The sequence below is a fragment of the Streptosporangium sp. NPDC000563 genome (assembly GCF_040299985.1).
Taxonomy (GTDB): domain Bacteria; phylum Actinomycetota; class Actinomycetes; order Streptosporangiales; family Streptosporangiaceae; genus Streptosporangium.
Genome location: NZ_JBEPDA010000003.1, coordinates 381650 through 396072, shown reverse-complemented (window position 1 = coordinate 396072; position 14423 = coordinate 381650). Strand labels below are relative to the sequence as shown.

Sequence of the window (14423 nt, the reverse complement as noted above, 5' to 3'; positions counted from 1 at the left end):
TTGGCCGGTTCGGTCGGTAAGGGCTGCCCGGCCGGTCGCCGGTTCAGCCCGCCTGGCCGGTTCGGCCGGCCTCCAGATCGCCTCCCGACCACAGCTCCCGATCACAGGCGGTGAGCATGGCGGCGAGACCGAGGAGCTTCACCCGCTCTCCTCGGTCGAGGGACCTGGCCAGAGCCGCCTCGGCCGCCTCGATGGCGAGCCAGTGCTCGTAGGTGATCGGCGAGACGCCCCGGGAGGCGAGAAGTTCGTCCGGGTCCGCGCGGCGGACAGGATCGAGGTCGGCCAGGTCGGCGAGGAGGGTGCGGACCGTCTCCGCGGCGTCGGACTTGTTGGTGCCGATCACACCGGTGGGACCCCGCTTGAGCCAGCCCGCGACGTATTCGCGGTCGCGGACCCGGCCGGCCTCGTTCGGCACGGTCATGGTGGTCTCCGAGAAGGGAACACCGGGCAGTGGCACGCTCTGGTAGCCGACCGAGCGCAACACCATGCCGACCGGGAGGGTCTCGAACTCGCCGGTGCCGACCACCCGGCCGTCCTCCAGCCGGGTGCGCTCCAGTCTGAGCGCCTCCACCCGCCCTTCGCCGAGGATCTCCACCGGGCGCATCCAGAACCGCACGTCCAGCCGCCGGGGGAGGCCCCTCGCGGGGCGGGTCGCCCAGCTCCGCAGCACCTCGACGTTCCCCCGGACCTGCCGGGAGGCCGCCGTGACGTCCGCCACGCACTCCTCGGGCCGTACGCGCACGTCCGCGTTGGCCAGCTCGCCCAGCTCCCTGAGCTCCTTCAACGTGAACTTGGCGTGCTCGGGCCCCCGGCGCCCGATCATGTGGACGGTCTTCACCTCGCTGGCGGCGAGCCGGGTCAGCACCTCCTCCGGCACGTCCGTGGCGCGCAACTCCTCCGCGGTCTTGGCCAGGACGCGCACCACGTCGACCGCCACGTTGCCCACGCCGATCACCGCGACCTCGGGGCTGTCGAGGACGAAACGGTCGGCGGGCATGTCGGGGTGACCGCAGTACCAGTTGACGAAGTCGGTGGCGGCCACACTGCCCGGCAGGTCCTCGCCGGGAATGCCCATTCGCCGGTCCACCATCGCGCCGGTGCAGTAGACCACGGCGTCGTAGCAGTCGAGCAGGTCGGCGACGTCGACATCCTTGCCCAGCTCGACGCCCCCGAGGAACCGCACCTCGGGAAGCTCCAGCACGCCGCGCAGGTATCCGGCTATCGACTTGATCGAGGTGTGATCGGGAGCCACTCCGTACCGCACCAGCCCGTACGGCGTCGGCAGCCTTTCCAGCACGTCCACCCTGAGAGGCACGGTGGCCTGTTTCGTCAGAGCCTCGGCGGTGTAGATCCCGGCGGGTCCTGACCCCACGATCGCGACTCGCAGTGACATATCGCCTCCTCGGCGTTGGATGTCATGAACGCGACGCCCTGCTTGATTCTGTATCACCGAGGGGGGCGACTGCCAGACTCACGCGCCGACACGATCGAGCCTTTCTTCGGTGAACGGCGGATGCGGTGATCAGGATGTCATCCGGTGCCGGGTTCCGCCTCCCGCCGTTGGAAGATCCTCCAGGGGAGCGTCGGGGACGTGTTCCCGTGTTCTCCCGAGTGGACCCCCGCCCACCCGACGGTGGACCGGTCCGGGGCGTCCGGAGGCCGGAATACCGCCGGAGAAAGGCGCGGGCGGCGTCGCGGAGCTTCGGCGGAGTTCTGTGAAATATTAATCAAACGCTCAAGGAAAGCCGGGAGCCGGCAGCTTGGCCAAGTGCCCACCTGCTTTGCGAATTTGATTTGTTCGAGGTGTTGTCGCAGGTCAGATAGACTGCCGATGGCCACTAGCAAATGTGATCGGGGGATCAGTGGCTTTGGTGGAACGCAATTACACGCTTGACTTCGCCGCGGGAGACCGCCGGGACCGCGCCATCCTTCGGCACATGCTCCTCTCGCTCTTCGTGGGAATGTTGCTCGGGGGCGTCGGAGCGCTGGCGGCCTACGGGCCCGATCTGCTGTACGCGCTTTACAACCCGTACGCCTACCTTCTCCTCGTCGTCGTCGTGGGGCGGACCGCCACCGGCTTCGGCTGGGCGGTGCTCTCCAGCGTGCTGGCCACGTTCGGGCCGATACTCTCGCTGCTCGTCGCCGCGATCTTCGAGTCGAGTGCCTGGAGCATGAGCCTCGGCGACGACGGCATCTCGATAAACCTCATGATCACGAACCTCGTCGCGATCGGCATCCTCTCCTACCTCGCCAAACGCCGCGACCGCTGGGGGACCACCGCGGCCGGCGGCGCGGCCGGGCTGGCGCTGCTCGACGGGATCGACAAGACGATGCCCGGTGGGCCCGAGTACGTCTCGGGTTTCTGGCCGTGGGGCGTCGCGGCGGTAGTCGCGATCGCGGTGGGGATGCTGGGTTCGCTGGGGCGCGGACGCGACCATGTCTGCTCCGCGCTGATCGCAATCGTCCTCGGGGCCTCGTACTTCGTTTTCCTCACCGGGCTCTGAGAGGCGCGGCGGGGGGTCGGTGGCGGTTCGGTGGGGCTTCGGAAGCCGCCGACCGCAGACAATCGGCTTGCGAGACTCGATAGCCTGTAGGGCATCGAACCTCGCTAGCTAGGAGTAGCCGTGCTGCTGCGCATGTCGTCGCTGTTTCTTCGAACGCTGAGGGACGACCCGGCAGACGCGGAAGTCCCGAGCCACAAGCTGCTCGTCCGCGCCGGTTACGTCCGCCGCGTCGCGCCTGGCGTCTATTCCTGGCTGCCGCTCGGCAAGACGGTCCTGGAGAACGTCACGCGCGTCGTGCGCGAGGAGATGGACCGCATGGGCGGTCAGGAGGTGCTCTTCCCCGCCCTGCTGCCCCGCGAATACTACGAGGCGACCGGCCGCTGGACCGAGTACGGCGACACGCTCTTCCGCCTCAAGGACCGCAAGGGGGCCGACTATCTCCTCGGGCCCACCCACGAGGAGATGTTCACCGACATGGTCAAGGGGGAGTATTCCTCCTACAAGGACTATCCGGTGACCCTCTACCAGATCCAGACCAAATACCGCGACGAGGCCCGTCCCCGGGCCGGCATCCTGCGCGGACGCGAGTTCGTCATGAAGGACTCCTACTCCTTCGACCTCGACGACGACGGCCTCAAGCGTTCCTACGAGCGCCACCGCGAGACCTACATCAAGACCTTCGACCGCCTCGGCATCGCCTACAAGATCTGCTTCGCCACCTCGGGGGCGATGGGCGGGTCGGCCTCCGAGGAGTTCCTCGCTCCCGCTGCCACCGGTGAGGACACCTTCGTCGCCTGCCACAACTGCGGCTACGCGGCCAACGCGGAGGCCGTCGTCACCCCCGCGCCGGCCGCGGTCACCGGTGAGCGGCCCGCGACGCGGGTGCTCGACACCCCCGACACCCCGACCATCGAGTCGCTGGTCGGCCACGTCAACGAGCACTACGGCCTCGGTATCACCGCCGCCCAGACGCTCAAGAACATCGTGGTCAAGGTGACGGTTCCCGGCACCGGCAAGACCGAGACCCTGATCATCGGCGTTCCCGGAGACCGCGAGGTCGACTTCAAGCGGCTGGAGGCCTCCCTCGCCCCCGGTGAGCCCGCGATCTTCGAGGCCGAGGACTTCGCCAGGCACCCCGGCCTGGTCCGCGGCTACATCGGCCCCCAGGTCCTCAAGGACCTCGGCATCCGCTATCTCGTCGACCCCCGCGTGGTCGACGGCACCGCCTGGGTGACCGGCGCGAACGAGCCGGGCAAGCACGCGGTGGACGTCGTCGCCGGCCGTGACTTCGTCGCCGACGGCACCATCGAGGCCGCGGAGGTCCGCGCGGGTGACGCCTGCCCGGTCTGCGGCTCCGGCCTGTCCATCGACCGCGGCATCGAGATCGGCCACATCTTCCAGCTCGGCCGCAAGTACGCCGACGCCGCGAAGCTCGACGCCCTCGGCCCCGACGGCAAGCCCATTCGCGTCACCATGGGCTCCTACGGCATCGGCGTCTCCCGGGCCGTGGCGGTGCTGGCCGAGCAGAGGCACGACGAGCTCGGCCTGGTCTGGCCCCGTGAGATCGCCCCCGCCGACGTCCATGTCGTGGGCACCGGCAAGGACGGCCAGATAGAGGCCGCCACCCGCCTCGCCGAAGAGCTGGAGGCCCGCGGGCTGCGCGTCCTGGTGGACGACCGGGCCGGCGTCTCCCCGGGGGTGAAGTTCAAGGACGCCGAGCTGCTCGGCATGCCGACGATCCTGATCGTCGGCCGAGGTCTCACCCAGGGGGTCGCGGAGCTACGCGACCGCGCCACCGGCGCCAAGGAGGAGATCCCGCTCGCCGAGGCCGTCGACCGCGTCGTGGCGGCCTGCCAGGGGTGAGAACGGCCCGTCGGGGGTGATTTCCGAACGCGCGGCACGGCTTCGCGGCGGGTGATCCCCGAACGCGTGAGAGCGGCCCGCCCCCTGGAAGGGGCGGGCCGCTCTTTTCGAGTGTGTGGCCGCGCGTCAGTAGTGGTGGTGTCGACGCCGGGAGTTCGGGCCGATCGCCTTACCCACGTGAAACCCGCCGGGCAGGTTGACGGTCACGTATGTGCGGCCGTCGGGAGTTCTGCTGACGTGAAATCCGCGACCGCCGAAACTGTGGCCGATCCCGCGCGGGGACAGGTCGATCCTGAAAGGACCGACTTTGACTGACTTTCTGTATCCCCAGCCCAATGCCTTCTCCCCGGACTCGCGGAAACGCCGTGTCGTCTGGTGAGAACGAGCGGCGTCCGCGAAGGGTTCCGGAGTGATGCCCATCAGCGACGGCTGCTGCTGACGGTCTTGCGCCAGTGGAAGCCACCGGGAAGATTGATGCTCAGCGTGCGGCGCCCGTCGGCCGTTCTGGTGACCCTGAAGGCGCGGTTTCCCCAGCTGTGGCCCACTCCACTCCGCGAAAGGTTAAGACGGAACGGACCGAACTTCATGGATTTCCGGTATCCCCAGCCCATTACTTCCTCCTTAGGCGTATTCGGCGAGATCCAACTACCCGGCAGGCACGGTGCAAACGTGGTCGAAAGCGGGTTTGATTCGCGACTCGCGCCCCAGGCGGCCTCCATTGGAGATCGATTTCCACGTTGACCAGTCCGTTGTGCCGGAAGGGGTCACTCGTGAAATGCGAAAGGAAAGGTCACTGGGACGTGGCCGGGGTGGGAGTGGGCTCCGGGTTCGGCGGCGCGGTCCTGGGCGGCATGCCGGGAAAGGCGTCGATCTCGGGCCGCAGGCTGTAGGAGCGGGTGACGCACTCCTGCATGACCAGCGCGGCCATCTTGCGCAGCGTGGTGTCGGTGGTCGCGGCCAGCTCCAGATAGGCGCCGGTCACCCCGCGCTCGACCAGCACGGCCAGCTCCACCGCCTGGTCCGGGCCGGAGGGCGTGATCGGAAGCTCGTAGACCGCTTTGGGCTCGGCGGGTGTGCCGCCCGCGGTGGTGATCATCGTGCGGAGCTGGTCGCGGCGGGCGCGATGGGCGTTGTAGGCCGTCGTCATCGCCGCCCGCAGCCTGCCCGTGGTCCTGGCCCCGAGGATCCCGTACGCGTACACGGCGGCGTGCTCGGCCGCCAGCGCCGCGCCGAGCCCTTGATCGGCCCCCGCGGCCCCCCGCGCGCCTCTCACAGCGGCCTCGACAGGGCGAGGGCGTGCGCGGCCTCGCAGGCGCCGATGGACGCGAGCAACTGGGCGAGCGGGGGTGAGACCCCCTCGATCTGACGGGTGCGCAGTGCCGCGGCCTTGCGTTCCAGGTCGCGCAGGGCCCGCACCGACGTGCTCCGAGCCGGGCCGGCTGACGGGGACGGCGTGGGCGAAGCAGAGGGGGGCGCGGCCGTGGACGCCGGAGCGGGCGGGAGGCGGCGGCGGAGCTCGGCGAGATGGGCCTCGTGCCGCTGCCTGAAGGGCTCCAGCCGGGGCGAGGCGGCCGAGGCGTACAGCGCCACGGTCCGCTCCTTGCCCGCGATCAGCTCGCGCAGGAGCAGCGTCTCGGGGTCGGGCGGCGCGGCCACGGGCGGCACCGGCTCACCGGTGGCGCACCCCGCGGCCGTCACGGCTGCCACCCCGAGAGCGCCGCCCCTCAGCAGGGCGCGCCGGGAGACGGAACGCACGACGACCTCCGGTTCTGTGTCGGGCAGCTGACGCACTTAGCATCGTACGGGCTTGGAATAATGGCACTCACCTCGCTTCTCGGGCGGCTCCGCCACACCGAGTGGCGCTGTTTCTACGCCCTGGTGTGGATAGGCTGGTTAATCGCATGGGCGAGGTCCGCCCGGCTGAGATCGTGACAATGGGAGGTCGGCATGGGCAGCGCCACATCCCGCGACCGCCTGATGAAGCTTCTGGAACCTGTCGTCGGAGCCGGAGGGCTCGACTTGGAGGACGTCACGGTCACCCCCGCGGGCAAGCGGCGGCTGCTGCGTGTCGTGGTCGACCGTGACGGCGGCGTGAGCCTCGACGACGTCGCGGAGATCAGCCACGTCGTCTCCGAGACACTGGACGCCGACGAGGCGATGGGAACCACCCCGTACGTGCTGGAGGTCTCCTCTCCGGGGGTCGACCGTCCCCTCACCGAGCCGCGTCACTGGCGCCGCGCGGTGAAGAGGCTGGTCAAGGCCGACCTGCGGGACGGCACCGCCGTGGAGGGCCGGATCGTCGCCACCGACGAGACCGGAGTGGAGCTGGACGTCGACGGCGCACCGCGCCGCATCGACTATGAGGACCTGACCCGAGGACGGGTGCAGGTGGAATTCCGCCGGCTCGACGACGCCGAAGACGACGGCGAAGACGGCGACGAGGGCTAAGGGGGAAGCCTCGTGGACATCGACATGAGCGTCCTGCGCAGCCTGGAGAGGGAGAAGGACATCTCCTTCGACCTGGTCGTCAAGGCGATCGAGGACGCGCTGCTGATCGCGTATTTCCGGAGTGAGGGCGCGGCGGCCAAGGCGCGCGCCGAGCTCGACCGCAAGTCAGGGCACGTGACCATCTTCGCGGCCGAGCTCGACGACGAGAGCGGGGAGGTGCTCAGGGAGTTCGACGACACCCCGGGCAACTTCAGCCGCATCGCCGCGACCACGGCCAAGCAGGTGATCCTGCAGCAGCTCCGCGACGCCGAGGATGAGATCAACTTCGGTGAGTTCGCCAGTCGTGAGGGCGAACTCGTGGCGGGGGTCATCCAGCAGGGCAAGGACCCGAGGGTCGTCCTGGTCGACCTGGGCAAGATCGAGGCGGTGCTGCCGCACAGCGAGCAGGTCCCGGGCGAGGAATACGTCCACGGCGACCGCATCCGCTGCTACGTGGTGCAGGTCAAGAAGGGCCACAAGGGTCCCTCGGTGACCCTGTCGCGCACCCACCCCGGCCTGGTGAAGAAGCTCTTCGCGCTGGAGGTGCCCGAGATCGCCGACGGCACGGTCGAGATCGCCGCCGTCGCCCGCGAGGCCGGTCACCGCACCAAGCTCGCGGTCCGGTCCCGGCGCCCGGGGGTGAACGCCAAGGGTGCCTGCATCGGCCCGATGGGCTCGCGGGTACGCAACGTGATGACGGAGTTGCACGGCGAGAAGATCGACATCATCGACTGGTCGGAGGATCCCGCGGAGTTCGTCGGGAATGCGTTGTCCCCGGCCCGCGTTTCCCACGTAGAGGTGATCGACTTCGACGGCCGCGCCGCGCGCGTGACCGTGCCTGACTACCAGCTCTCCCTCGCCATCGGCAAGGAGGGGCAGAACGCCCGGCTCGCCGCCCGCCTCACCGGCTGGCGGATCGACATCCGTCCCGACACCCAGCCGGGGGACGCGGCCGGTGCCGCAGATGCGCCCACACGGTAAGCTGGAATATGGTGGCCAGGCTGCCCCACGAAGAACATGTGTGGGGTGCCGGGTTCGCACGGTTTCCTCCGAGCTGCTCCGCCTGGTGGTGGTCGAGGGCGTTATCGTCCCTGACCTGCGAAGACGGCTCCAAGGGCGTGGTGCTTCACTGCATCCCACCTTGAGCTGTCTCGAACTCGCAGAGCGTCGCCGAGCGTTTTCGCGGGCTTTTCGCGTCGCGGAATCGCTCGACCTGTCGCGACTGCGCGGCCACCTGGAAGAGCAACAGGCTGAAAGGATCGGGTGAAATGGTTACCGACTGTCATGTAGGACGCCGAACTGATGGGCTGGTCAGATAGCTATGAGCGCCTGATGAGCATGCGGCGATGAGTACGTCAACGTAACGACGGTCCGGCGGCACCGCCTCCCGGGCCGAGACAAGGGAGTGCAGTGGCGAAGGTCCGGGTATACGAGCTCGCCAAGGAGTTCGGTGTGGAGAGCAAGGTCGTGATGGCCAAGCTCCAGGAGATGGGCGAGTTCGTGCGTTCGGCGTCCTCGACTATCGAAGCACCGGTAGTCCGCAGGCTCACGGAAGCTTTGGGCGGCCCCAGTAAGGGCTCGTCCGACAGGGGCAGAGGCCCCAGGCCGCCTCAGGCGGCCCCTCGGCCGGGTGACGGCCAGCCAAACGGTGCCACCTCGGCGCCGACATCCATCCCCAAGCCGGGTCCGGCCCCCAGGCCGGGTCCTCGTCCGGGGCCCGTGCAGGCCCGTCCCGCGGCCCCCGCGCCGCAGGCGGCCCCGCCGGTGGTTCCTCCGGCTCCGCCGGTCCAGCCCCCGCAGCCGCCGCGTCAGCAGCCGCCGCAGGTGCAGGCACCGCGGTTCGAGGCGCCCCGCACCGAGAGCGGGCGCCCGACCCCCGGCCCCAAGCCGGGTCCCAGGCCCGCCCCGCGTCCGGGTCCCGCACAGCGCCCCGAGGCGCGCCCCGAGGGCGGTCGTCCCTCGGGCGGTCCCGGTGGAGCGCCCTCGGGCCCCAGGCCCGGTGCCGGTGCCCCCGGTGCCGGTGCGCCCAAGCCCGGCCCGCGTCCGGGCCCGCGCGGTCCGCGCCCCGGCAACAACCCGTTCTCCTCGAACGCGAGCGGCATGGGCCAGGCCCGTCCGCCGCGCGGTGGCGGTCCCGGTGGTCCCGGTGGCCCCGGCCGTGACGGCGGCCCCGGCGACAGAGGTCCGCGTCCCGGCCCCCGCGAGGACCGCGGTCCTCGCCAGGACCGCGACAACGCCGGTCCCCGTCCGCCCGGTGCTCGTTCCGGCCCGCCCGGATCGGGTGGCCCGCGTCCGGGTCCCGGCGCCGGTGGCCCGCGTCCCGGTGGCGGCGCCGGCGGTCCCGGTGGCCCGCGTCCGGGTGGTCCGCGTCCCAGCCCGATGATGATGCCCCAGGGCCGGCCCGCCGGTCCCGGCGGCGGCGGCGCCGGTCGTCCCGGCGGCGGTGCGGGTGCCGGTCGCCCGGGTGGCGGCGCCGGTCGTCCCGGTGGCGGCGGTCGTCCCGGTGGTGGCGGCGGCTTCGCCGGTCGCCCGGGTGGCGGTGGCGGCGCGGGTCGTCCCGGCACCGGAACCGGTGGCCCCGGTGGTGGCGGCGGCGGTTTCGCCGGTCGTCCCGGTGGTGGTGGCCGTGGTCGCGGTGGAGGCACCGCGGGCGCGTTCGGCCGTCCCGGCGGACGCCCGACCCGCGGTCGCAAGTCCAAGCGCCAGCGGCGTCAGGAATTCGACAACATGCAGGCCCCGGCGATCGGCGGCGTGCAGGCTCCTCGCGGCAACGGGCAGACGATCCGCCTGTCGCGCGGCGCCTCCCTGTCGGACTTCGCCGACAAGATCGGCGCGATCCCGGCGTCCCTGGTGCAGATCATGCTGCACCTGGGCGAGATGGTGACCGCCACGCAGTCGGTCAACGAGGAGACGCTCCAGCTTCTGGCCGCCGAGCTCGACTACAACCTGCTTGTGGTCAGCCCGGAGGAGGAGGACCGCGAGCTCCTGGAGACCTTCGACATCGAGTTCGGCGAGGACGAGGGCGACGAGTCCGACCTGGTCGCCCGCCCGCCGGTGGTGACCGTCATGGGTCACGTCGACCACGGTAAGACCAAGCTGCTCGACGCCATCCGCAACACCAACGAGGTGGCGCGGGAGGCGGGTGGCATCACCCAGCACATCGGTGCCTACCAGATCGCCACCACGCACGAGGACGAAGAGCGGAAGATCACCTTCATCGACACCCCGGGTCACGAGGCGTTCACCGCCATGCGTGCCCGAGGCGCCAAGGTGACCGACATCGCCGTCCTGGTCGTCGCGGCCGACGACGGCGTGAAGCCGCAGACCATCGAGGCGCTCAACCACGCCCAGGCGGCCGACGTGCCGATCGTCGTCGCGGTCAACAAGGTCGACAAGGAGGGGGCGGACCCGAGCAAGGTGCGCGCCCAGCTCACCGAGTACGGTCTGGTCGCCGAGGAGTACGGCGGCACCACGATGTTCGTCGACATCTCCGCCAAGAACGGGATCGGCATCGAGCAGCTGCTCGAGGCCATCCTGCTCACCGCGGACGCCGAGCTCGACCTGCGGGCCAACGCCACGATGGACGCCCAGGGCGTCGCCATCGAGGCGCACCTCGACAAGGGCCGCGGCCCGGTCGCGACCGTGCTGGTCCAGCGCGGCACGCTCCGCGTCGGCGACTCGATCGTCTGTGGCGAGGCCTTCGGCCGCGTCCGGGCGATGCTCGACGACAAGGGCGAGGCGATCCCGGAGGCCGACCCGTCCCGTCCGGTGCAGGTCCTCGGTCTGACCGCGACGCCGGGAGCCGGTGACAACTTCATCGTCGTCACCGACGACCGGATGGCGCGCCAGATCGCCCAGCAGCGCGCCGCGCGCAAGCGCATCGCGGACATGGCCAGGTCCGGCCGTCGCCGCACCCTCGAAGAGCTCTTCAGCGAGATGGAGAAGGGCCAGGTCGACGAGCTCAAGCTCATCATCAAGGGTGACGTCTCCGGTTCCGTCGAAGCCCTGGAAGACGCGCTGCTCAAGATCGATGTCGGCGACGAGGTGCGCCTGCGGGTGCTCCACCGCGCCGTCGGTGCGATCACCGAGTACGACGTCAACCTGGCGGTCGCCGACGACAACGCCGTCATCATCGGTTTCAACGTGCGTCCCGAGGTCAGGGCGCGCGATCTGGCCGAGCGCGAGGGCGTCGACATCCGCTACTACTCGGTCATCTACCAGGCGATCGAGGAGATCGAGGCGGCCCTCAAGGGCATGCTCAAGCCGGAGTTCGAAGAGGTCCAGATGGGCACCGCCGAAGTCCGCGAGGTCTTCAAGGTGCCGAAGATCGGCAACATCGCCGGTGCGCTGGTCCGTTCGGGCACGATCGTCCGCAACAGCAAGGCCCGGATCATCCGCGGCGGGGTCGTCATCTCCGACAACCTCACCGTCTCCTCGCTGCGCCGTTTCAAGGACGACGCGACCGAGGTCCGCGAAGGGTTCGAGTGCGGTATCGGTGTCGGCTACAACGACATCAAGATCGATGACGTCATCGAGACCTTCGAGATGCGGGAGAAGCCGCGAACCTGATGCCTCGACAGGCAGGGAAACCTTTCCATCGGCCGCGCATCCTCGGGTGCGCGGCCGGTGGGCGGGACCCGAGCCCGTGGCACGGTGTCGATCGTGGCGAGTGACCCACCATGTATGTAGGTGCACTGACATTGGACATCCTGCTCGGCGACGTCCACTCGCTGAAGCAGAAGCGCTCGGTGGTGCGTCCCATCGTCGCGGAGGTGCGGCGACGGTTCCCGAATGTGGCCGTCGCGGAGACCGGTCATCTTGACCTGCATCGCCGTACCGAGATCGGAATCGCGGTCGTCTCCGCCACCGCCGCCAACTGCGGTGAGGTGCTCGACGACTGCGAGCGCCTGATCGCCTTCCACCCGGAGATCGAGCTGCTGTCCGCCAGACATCGGCTCTACAACGAGGACGAAGACTAGATACGGAGACGGCCGGTCGCGGAAGAACCCCTACCGTCACCGGCCATCCCCGTGAGAAGGGGGGAGCTATGGACGCCGCACGCGCGCGCAAGATCGCCGATCGGATCCAGCAGATCGTGGCGGAGATGCTGGAGCGCCGCATCAAGGACCCCAGGCTGGGGTTCGTGACCGTGACGGACACGCGCATCACCAACGACCTGGGTGAGGCCACGGTGTTCTACACCGTGTTCGGCTCCGAGGCCGAGCGGGCCGACTCCGCCATGGCACTGGAGAGCGCCAAGGGGCTCATCCGCTCGGAGGTGGGCCGCCAGACGGGGCTGCGCCACACGCCGACGCTGACGTTCACCCACGACCCGCTCCCTGACAGCGCCCGTCATCTGGAGGATCTGCTCGCCGAGGCGAAGGCCAGGGACGTGGAGATCGCCAAGCGGGCCGAAGGGGCGTCGCACGCCGGGGACGCCGATCCCTACCGCAGGCCCGAGGACAGGGAAGACGGCGACGAATCCGGGGACGAGGAAGACGAATCCCCGGAACGCGCGGGACGCTCCGCGACGTGACGCCCGCCTCGCGTGACGATGGCTCGGCGGGCTCGGCGGGCTCGGCCGGCCCGGTGTCCGGTCGGGACTGGGCGCGGGCCGTCGAGCTCATCTCCGCCGCGGACGAGATCGCGCTCGCCTGTCACGTCTCACCCGACGGTGACGCGCTCGGCTCCATGCTCGCCGTCGGGCTCGCACTGCGCGCGGCGGGCAAGCGGGTCACCGCCTCCTTCGGCGACCGGCGCTTCAGTGTGCCCAGGCTGCTGCGTTTCCTGCCGGGGCAGGAACTGCTGGCCGACCCCGCGCACTATCCCGCCGCGCCCGAGGTGATGGTCACCTTCGACGTCCCCACCGTCGGGCGTCTCGGCGTGCTGACCGGCAACACGGTCAAGGCGAACGAGCTGGTCGTGCTGGACCACCACCCGTCCAACACCGGGTTCGGCACTCTCAACCTGGTCGATCCCGACGCCGCGGCCACCGCCGTGCTCGCCGAGGAGCTGATCCACCGGCTCGGCCTGCCGATCGACAAGGACATCGCGACCTGCCTGTACGTCGGGCTCGTCACCGACACCGGCTCCTTCAGGCACTCCTCCACCACCCCGGAGGCGCACGCGATGGCCGCCCGGCTGCTCGACACCGGGCTCGATCCAGAGAAGATCTCCCGCGAGCTGTGGGATCGTTCTCCGTTCGGCTACCTGAAGGTGCTCGGCGTCGTGCTCGGCAGGGTGCGGCTGGAGCCCGAGGTGGGCGGTGGCCTGGTCTGGACGTTCGTCACCCGAGCCGACCGCGCCGCGTACGGGCTGCCGTACGACGAGATCGAGGGGATGATCGACGTGATCCGGCGCACCGACGAGGCGGACGTCGCCACGATTCTCAAGGAGGACGACGACGGCGTCTGGCAGGTCTCCATGCGCTCCAAGGGCGGGGTGGACGTCTCGCGCGTCAGCGTCGCGCTGGGGGGCGGCGGGCACGCCAAGGCGGCGGGTTTCACCTCCCACCAGCCCGTCGAGGAGACGATCGCGAGTCTCCGGGCACTGCTGTAAGCCCTTCACCGCACGCCTGTGAGGACCACAATGAGTACGGCCCGCGCCAAGCGCACCCCGCCGCCGAGCGGACTGATCATCGTTGACAAGCCCGCCGAGTGGACCTCGCACGACGTGGTGGCCAAGCTCCGCGGCATCGCGGGCACCCGCAAGGTCGGTCACGCGGGCACCCTCGACCCGATGGCCACCGGCGTGCTGGTGGTCGGTGTCGAGAAGGCCACCCGCCTGCTCGGCCACCTCGCGCTCACCGAGAAGGGCTACGACGCCACGATCCGCCTCGGTCAGACCACCAACACCGACGACGCCGAGGGCGAGATCATCGCGTCGGTGTCGGCGGCGCGGGTCACCGATGAGGACATCAGGAAGGGCGTCGCCAAGTTGACCGGCCCGATCATGCAGATCCCGCCGCAGGTCAGCGCGATCAAGGTGAACGGCGAGCGAGCCTACAAACGGGCGAGGGCCGGGGAGGAGGTCGAGCTCAAGGCTCGCCAGGTGACCGTGTCGAGCTTCGAGATCACCGCCGTGCGCCGGCACAGCGAGTTCGGCGAGCTCGTCGACGTCGACGCCTCGGTGTCCTGTTCCAGTGGCACCTACATCCGCGCGCTCGCCCGTGATCTCGGCGCCGACCTGGGCGTCGGCGGTCATCTGACCGCCCTGCGCCGTACCCGGGTGGGCCCCTACGACCTGTCGACGGCCCACACCCTGGAGCACCTCGCCGCCGAGTGCGTGATCCTGCCGATGGCCGACGCGGTCGCGGCGGCCTTTCCCCGCCGGGACGTGACCGCCGAGGAGGCGGCCACCGTCGCGCACGGCGGGCGGCTGCCCGCGCTGGGCGCGGGGAGCGGGCCGATCGGGGTGTTCGCCCCCGACGGCACCCTGGTGGCGCTGATGGAGGAGCGTGGCCAGGTCGCCAGGTCCCTGGCCGTCTTCGTCCCCTGACGGGTCGTCCGTCGTCGTCCCGGGTGTCGTCCCGGACCTTTCGCGGCGAGGGGCGCGCCACGGGCAAGGGGC

Annotated in this window: 15 protein-coding genes; 10 read left to right on the top strand and 5 right to left on the bottom strand. The window is 70.1% G+C overall.

The features are described 5' to 3' along the window. Window positions 1-43: 43 nt before the first annotated feature. Complete coding sequence (locus ABT352_RS12455) at window positions 44-1393, bottom strand: FAD-dependent oxidoreductase (RefSeq protein WP_350944723.1); 1350 nt, start codon at window positions 1391-1393, stop codon at window positions 44-46. Window positions 1394-1937: 544 nt separating this feature from the next. On the opposite strand from ABT352_RS12455, the gene ABT352_RS12450 reads away from it, so the two are divergent. Beyond that, window positions 1938-2504: a hypothetical protein gene (locus ABT352_RS12450; RefSeq protein ID WP_350944722.1), complete on the top strand. Its 567-nt coding sequence runs from the start codon at window positions 1938-1940 to the stop codon at window positions 2502-2504. 120 nt (window positions 2505-2624) lie between these two features. Continuing rightward, window positions 2625-4367 carry a proline--tRNA ligase gene (locus tag ABT352_RS12445; protein WP_350944721.1) on the top strand — a complete coding sequence of 581 codons (1743 nt, stop codon included), beginning with the start codon at window positions 2625-2627 and terminating at the stop codon, window positions 4365-4367. A gap of 126 nt (window positions 4368-4493) precedes the next feature. Here ABT352_RS12445 and ABT352_RS12440 read toward each other — a convergent pair whose 3' ends face one another. The 4 genes from ABT352_RS12440 to ABT352_RS12425 all read right to left on the bottom strand — a co-directional run bounded on the left by ABT352_RS12440 (window position 4494) and on the right by ABT352_RS12425 (window position 6158). Continuing rightward, entirely contained in the window at window positions 4494-4787 is a 294-nt protein-coding gene (locus ABT352_RS12440) for a DUF4236 domain-containing protein (RefSeq protein ID WP_350944720.1), read from the bottom strand. Continuing rightward, window positions 4787-4978 (bottom strand): DUF4236 domain-containing protein, encoded by a 192-nt coding sequence (locus ABT352_RS12435; protein ID WP_350944719.1) that lies wholly within the window; start codon window positions 4976-4978, stop codon window positions 4787-4789. The genes ABT352_RS12440 and ABT352_RS12435 overlap by 1 nt, the downstream gene beginning before the upstream one ends. A gap of 179 nt (window positions 4979-5157) precedes the next feature. After that, window positions 5158-5640, bottom strand: a complete 483-nt coding sequence (locus tag ABT352_RS12430) for a ferritin-like domain-containing protein (protein ID WP_350944718.1) — start codon at window positions 5638-5640, stop codon at window positions 5158-5160. Further along, window positions 5637-6158, bottom strand: coding sequence for a hypothetical protein (locus tag ABT352_RS12425; RefSeq protein ID WP_350944717.1), 522 nt, complete (start codon window positions 6156-6158; stop codon window positions 5637-5639). The genes ABT352_RS12430 and ABT352_RS12425 overlap by 4 nt, the downstream gene beginning before the upstream one ends. Before the next feature lie 156 nt (window positions 6159-6314). On the opposite strand from ABT352_RS12425, the gene rimP reads away from it, so the two are divergent. The 8 genes from rimP to truB all read left to right on the top strand — a co-directional run bounded on the left by rimP (window position 6315) and on the right by truB (window position 14351). Next, a complete protein-coding gene (gene rimP, locus ABT352_RS12420; RefSeq protein WP_350944716.1) occupies window positions 6315-6815 on the top strand; it encodes a ribosome maturation factor RimP in 501 nt (166 codons plus the stop codon). Window positions 6816-6827: 12 nt separating this feature from the next. Further along, window positions 6828-7835, top strand: coding sequence for a transcription termination factor NusA (gene nusA, locus ABT352_RS12415; protein ID WP_350944715.1), 1008 nt, complete (start codon window positions 6828-6830; stop codon window positions 7833-7835). Continuing rightward, window positions 7819-8121, top strand: a complete 303-nt coding sequence (locus ABT352_RS12410; RefSeq protein WP_350944851.1) for a YlxR family protein — start codon at window positions 7819-7821, stop codon at window positions 8119-8121. The genes nusA and ABT352_RS12410 overlap by 17 nt, the downstream gene beginning before the upstream one ends. Window positions 8122-8264: 143 nt before the next feature. Then, window positions 8265-11423 (top strand): translation initiation factor IF-2, encoded by a 3159-nt coding sequence (infB, locus tag ABT352_RS12405; protein WP_350944713.1) that lies wholly within the window; start codon window positions 8265-8267, stop codon window positions 11421-11423. 110 nt (window positions 11424-11533) lie between these two features. Beyond that, on the top strand, window positions 11534-11833 hold the full coding sequence (locus tag ABT352_RS12400) for a DUF503 domain-containing protein (protein ID WP_350944711.1): 300 nt from the start codon (window positions 11534-11536) through the stop codon (window positions 11831-11833). Between the two features lie 68 nt (window positions 11834-11901). Beyond that, window positions 11902-12390: a 30S ribosome-binding factor RbfA gene (gene rbfA / locus ABT352_RS12395; RefSeq protein WP_350944709.1), complete on the top strand. Its 489-nt coding sequence runs from the start codon at window positions 11902-11904 to the stop codon at window positions 12388-12390. Beyond that, window positions 12387-13412, top strand: a complete 1026-nt coding sequence (locus ABT352_RS12390; protein ID WP_350944708.1) for a DHH family phosphoesterase — start codon at window positions 12387-12389, stop codon at window positions 13410-13412. Before rbfA ends, ABT352_RS12390 begins: the two co-directional genes overlap by 4 nt. A 30-nt stretch (window positions 13413-13442) precedes the next feature. Then, entirely contained in the window at window positions 13443-14351 is a 909-nt protein-coding gene (truB, locus tag ABT352_RS12385) for a tRNA pseudouridine(55) synthase TruB (protein ID WP_350944707.1), read from the top strand. Window positions 14352-14423 lie beyond the last annotated feature (72 nt).

Bases quoted from the DNA above. Each gene is read 5' to 3' on its own strand.
- truB (WP_350944707.1), top strand. From the start codon at position 13,443: ATGAGTACGGCCCGCGCCAAGCGCACCCCGCCGCCGAGCGGACTGATC.
- ABT352_RS12435 (WP_350944719.1), bottom strand. From the start codon at position 4,978: ATGGGCTGGGGATACCGGAAATCCATGAAGTTCGGTCCGTTCCGTCTT.
- ABT352_RS12410 (WP_350944851.1), top strand. From the start codon at position 7,819: ATGCGCCCACACGGTAAGCTGGAATATGGTGGCCAGGCTGCCCCACGA.
- ABT352_RS12400 (WP_350944711.1), top strand. From the start codon at position 11,534: ATGTATGTAGGTGCACTGACATTGGACATCCTGCTCGGCGACGTCCAC.
- rimP (WP_350944716.1), top strand. From the start codon at position 6,315: ATGGGCAGCGCCACATCCCGCGACCGCCTGATGAAGCTTCTGGAACCT.
- rbfA (WP_350944709.1), top strand. From the start codon at position 11,902: ATGGACGCCGCACGCGCGCGCAAGATCGCCGATCGGATCCAGCAGATC.
- ABT352_RS12455 (WP_350944723.1), bottom strand. From the start codon at position 1,393: ATGTCACTGCGAGTCGCGATCGTGGGGTCAGGACCCGCCGGGATCTAC.
- ABT352_RS12450 (WP_350944722.1), top strand. From the start codon at position 1,938: ATGCTCCTCTCGCTCTTCGTGGGAATGTTGCTCGGGGGCGTCGGAGCG.
- ABT352_RS12440 (WP_350944720.1), bottom strand. From the start codon at position 4,787: ATGGGCATCACTCCGGAACCCTTCGCGGACGCCGCTCGTTCTCACCAG.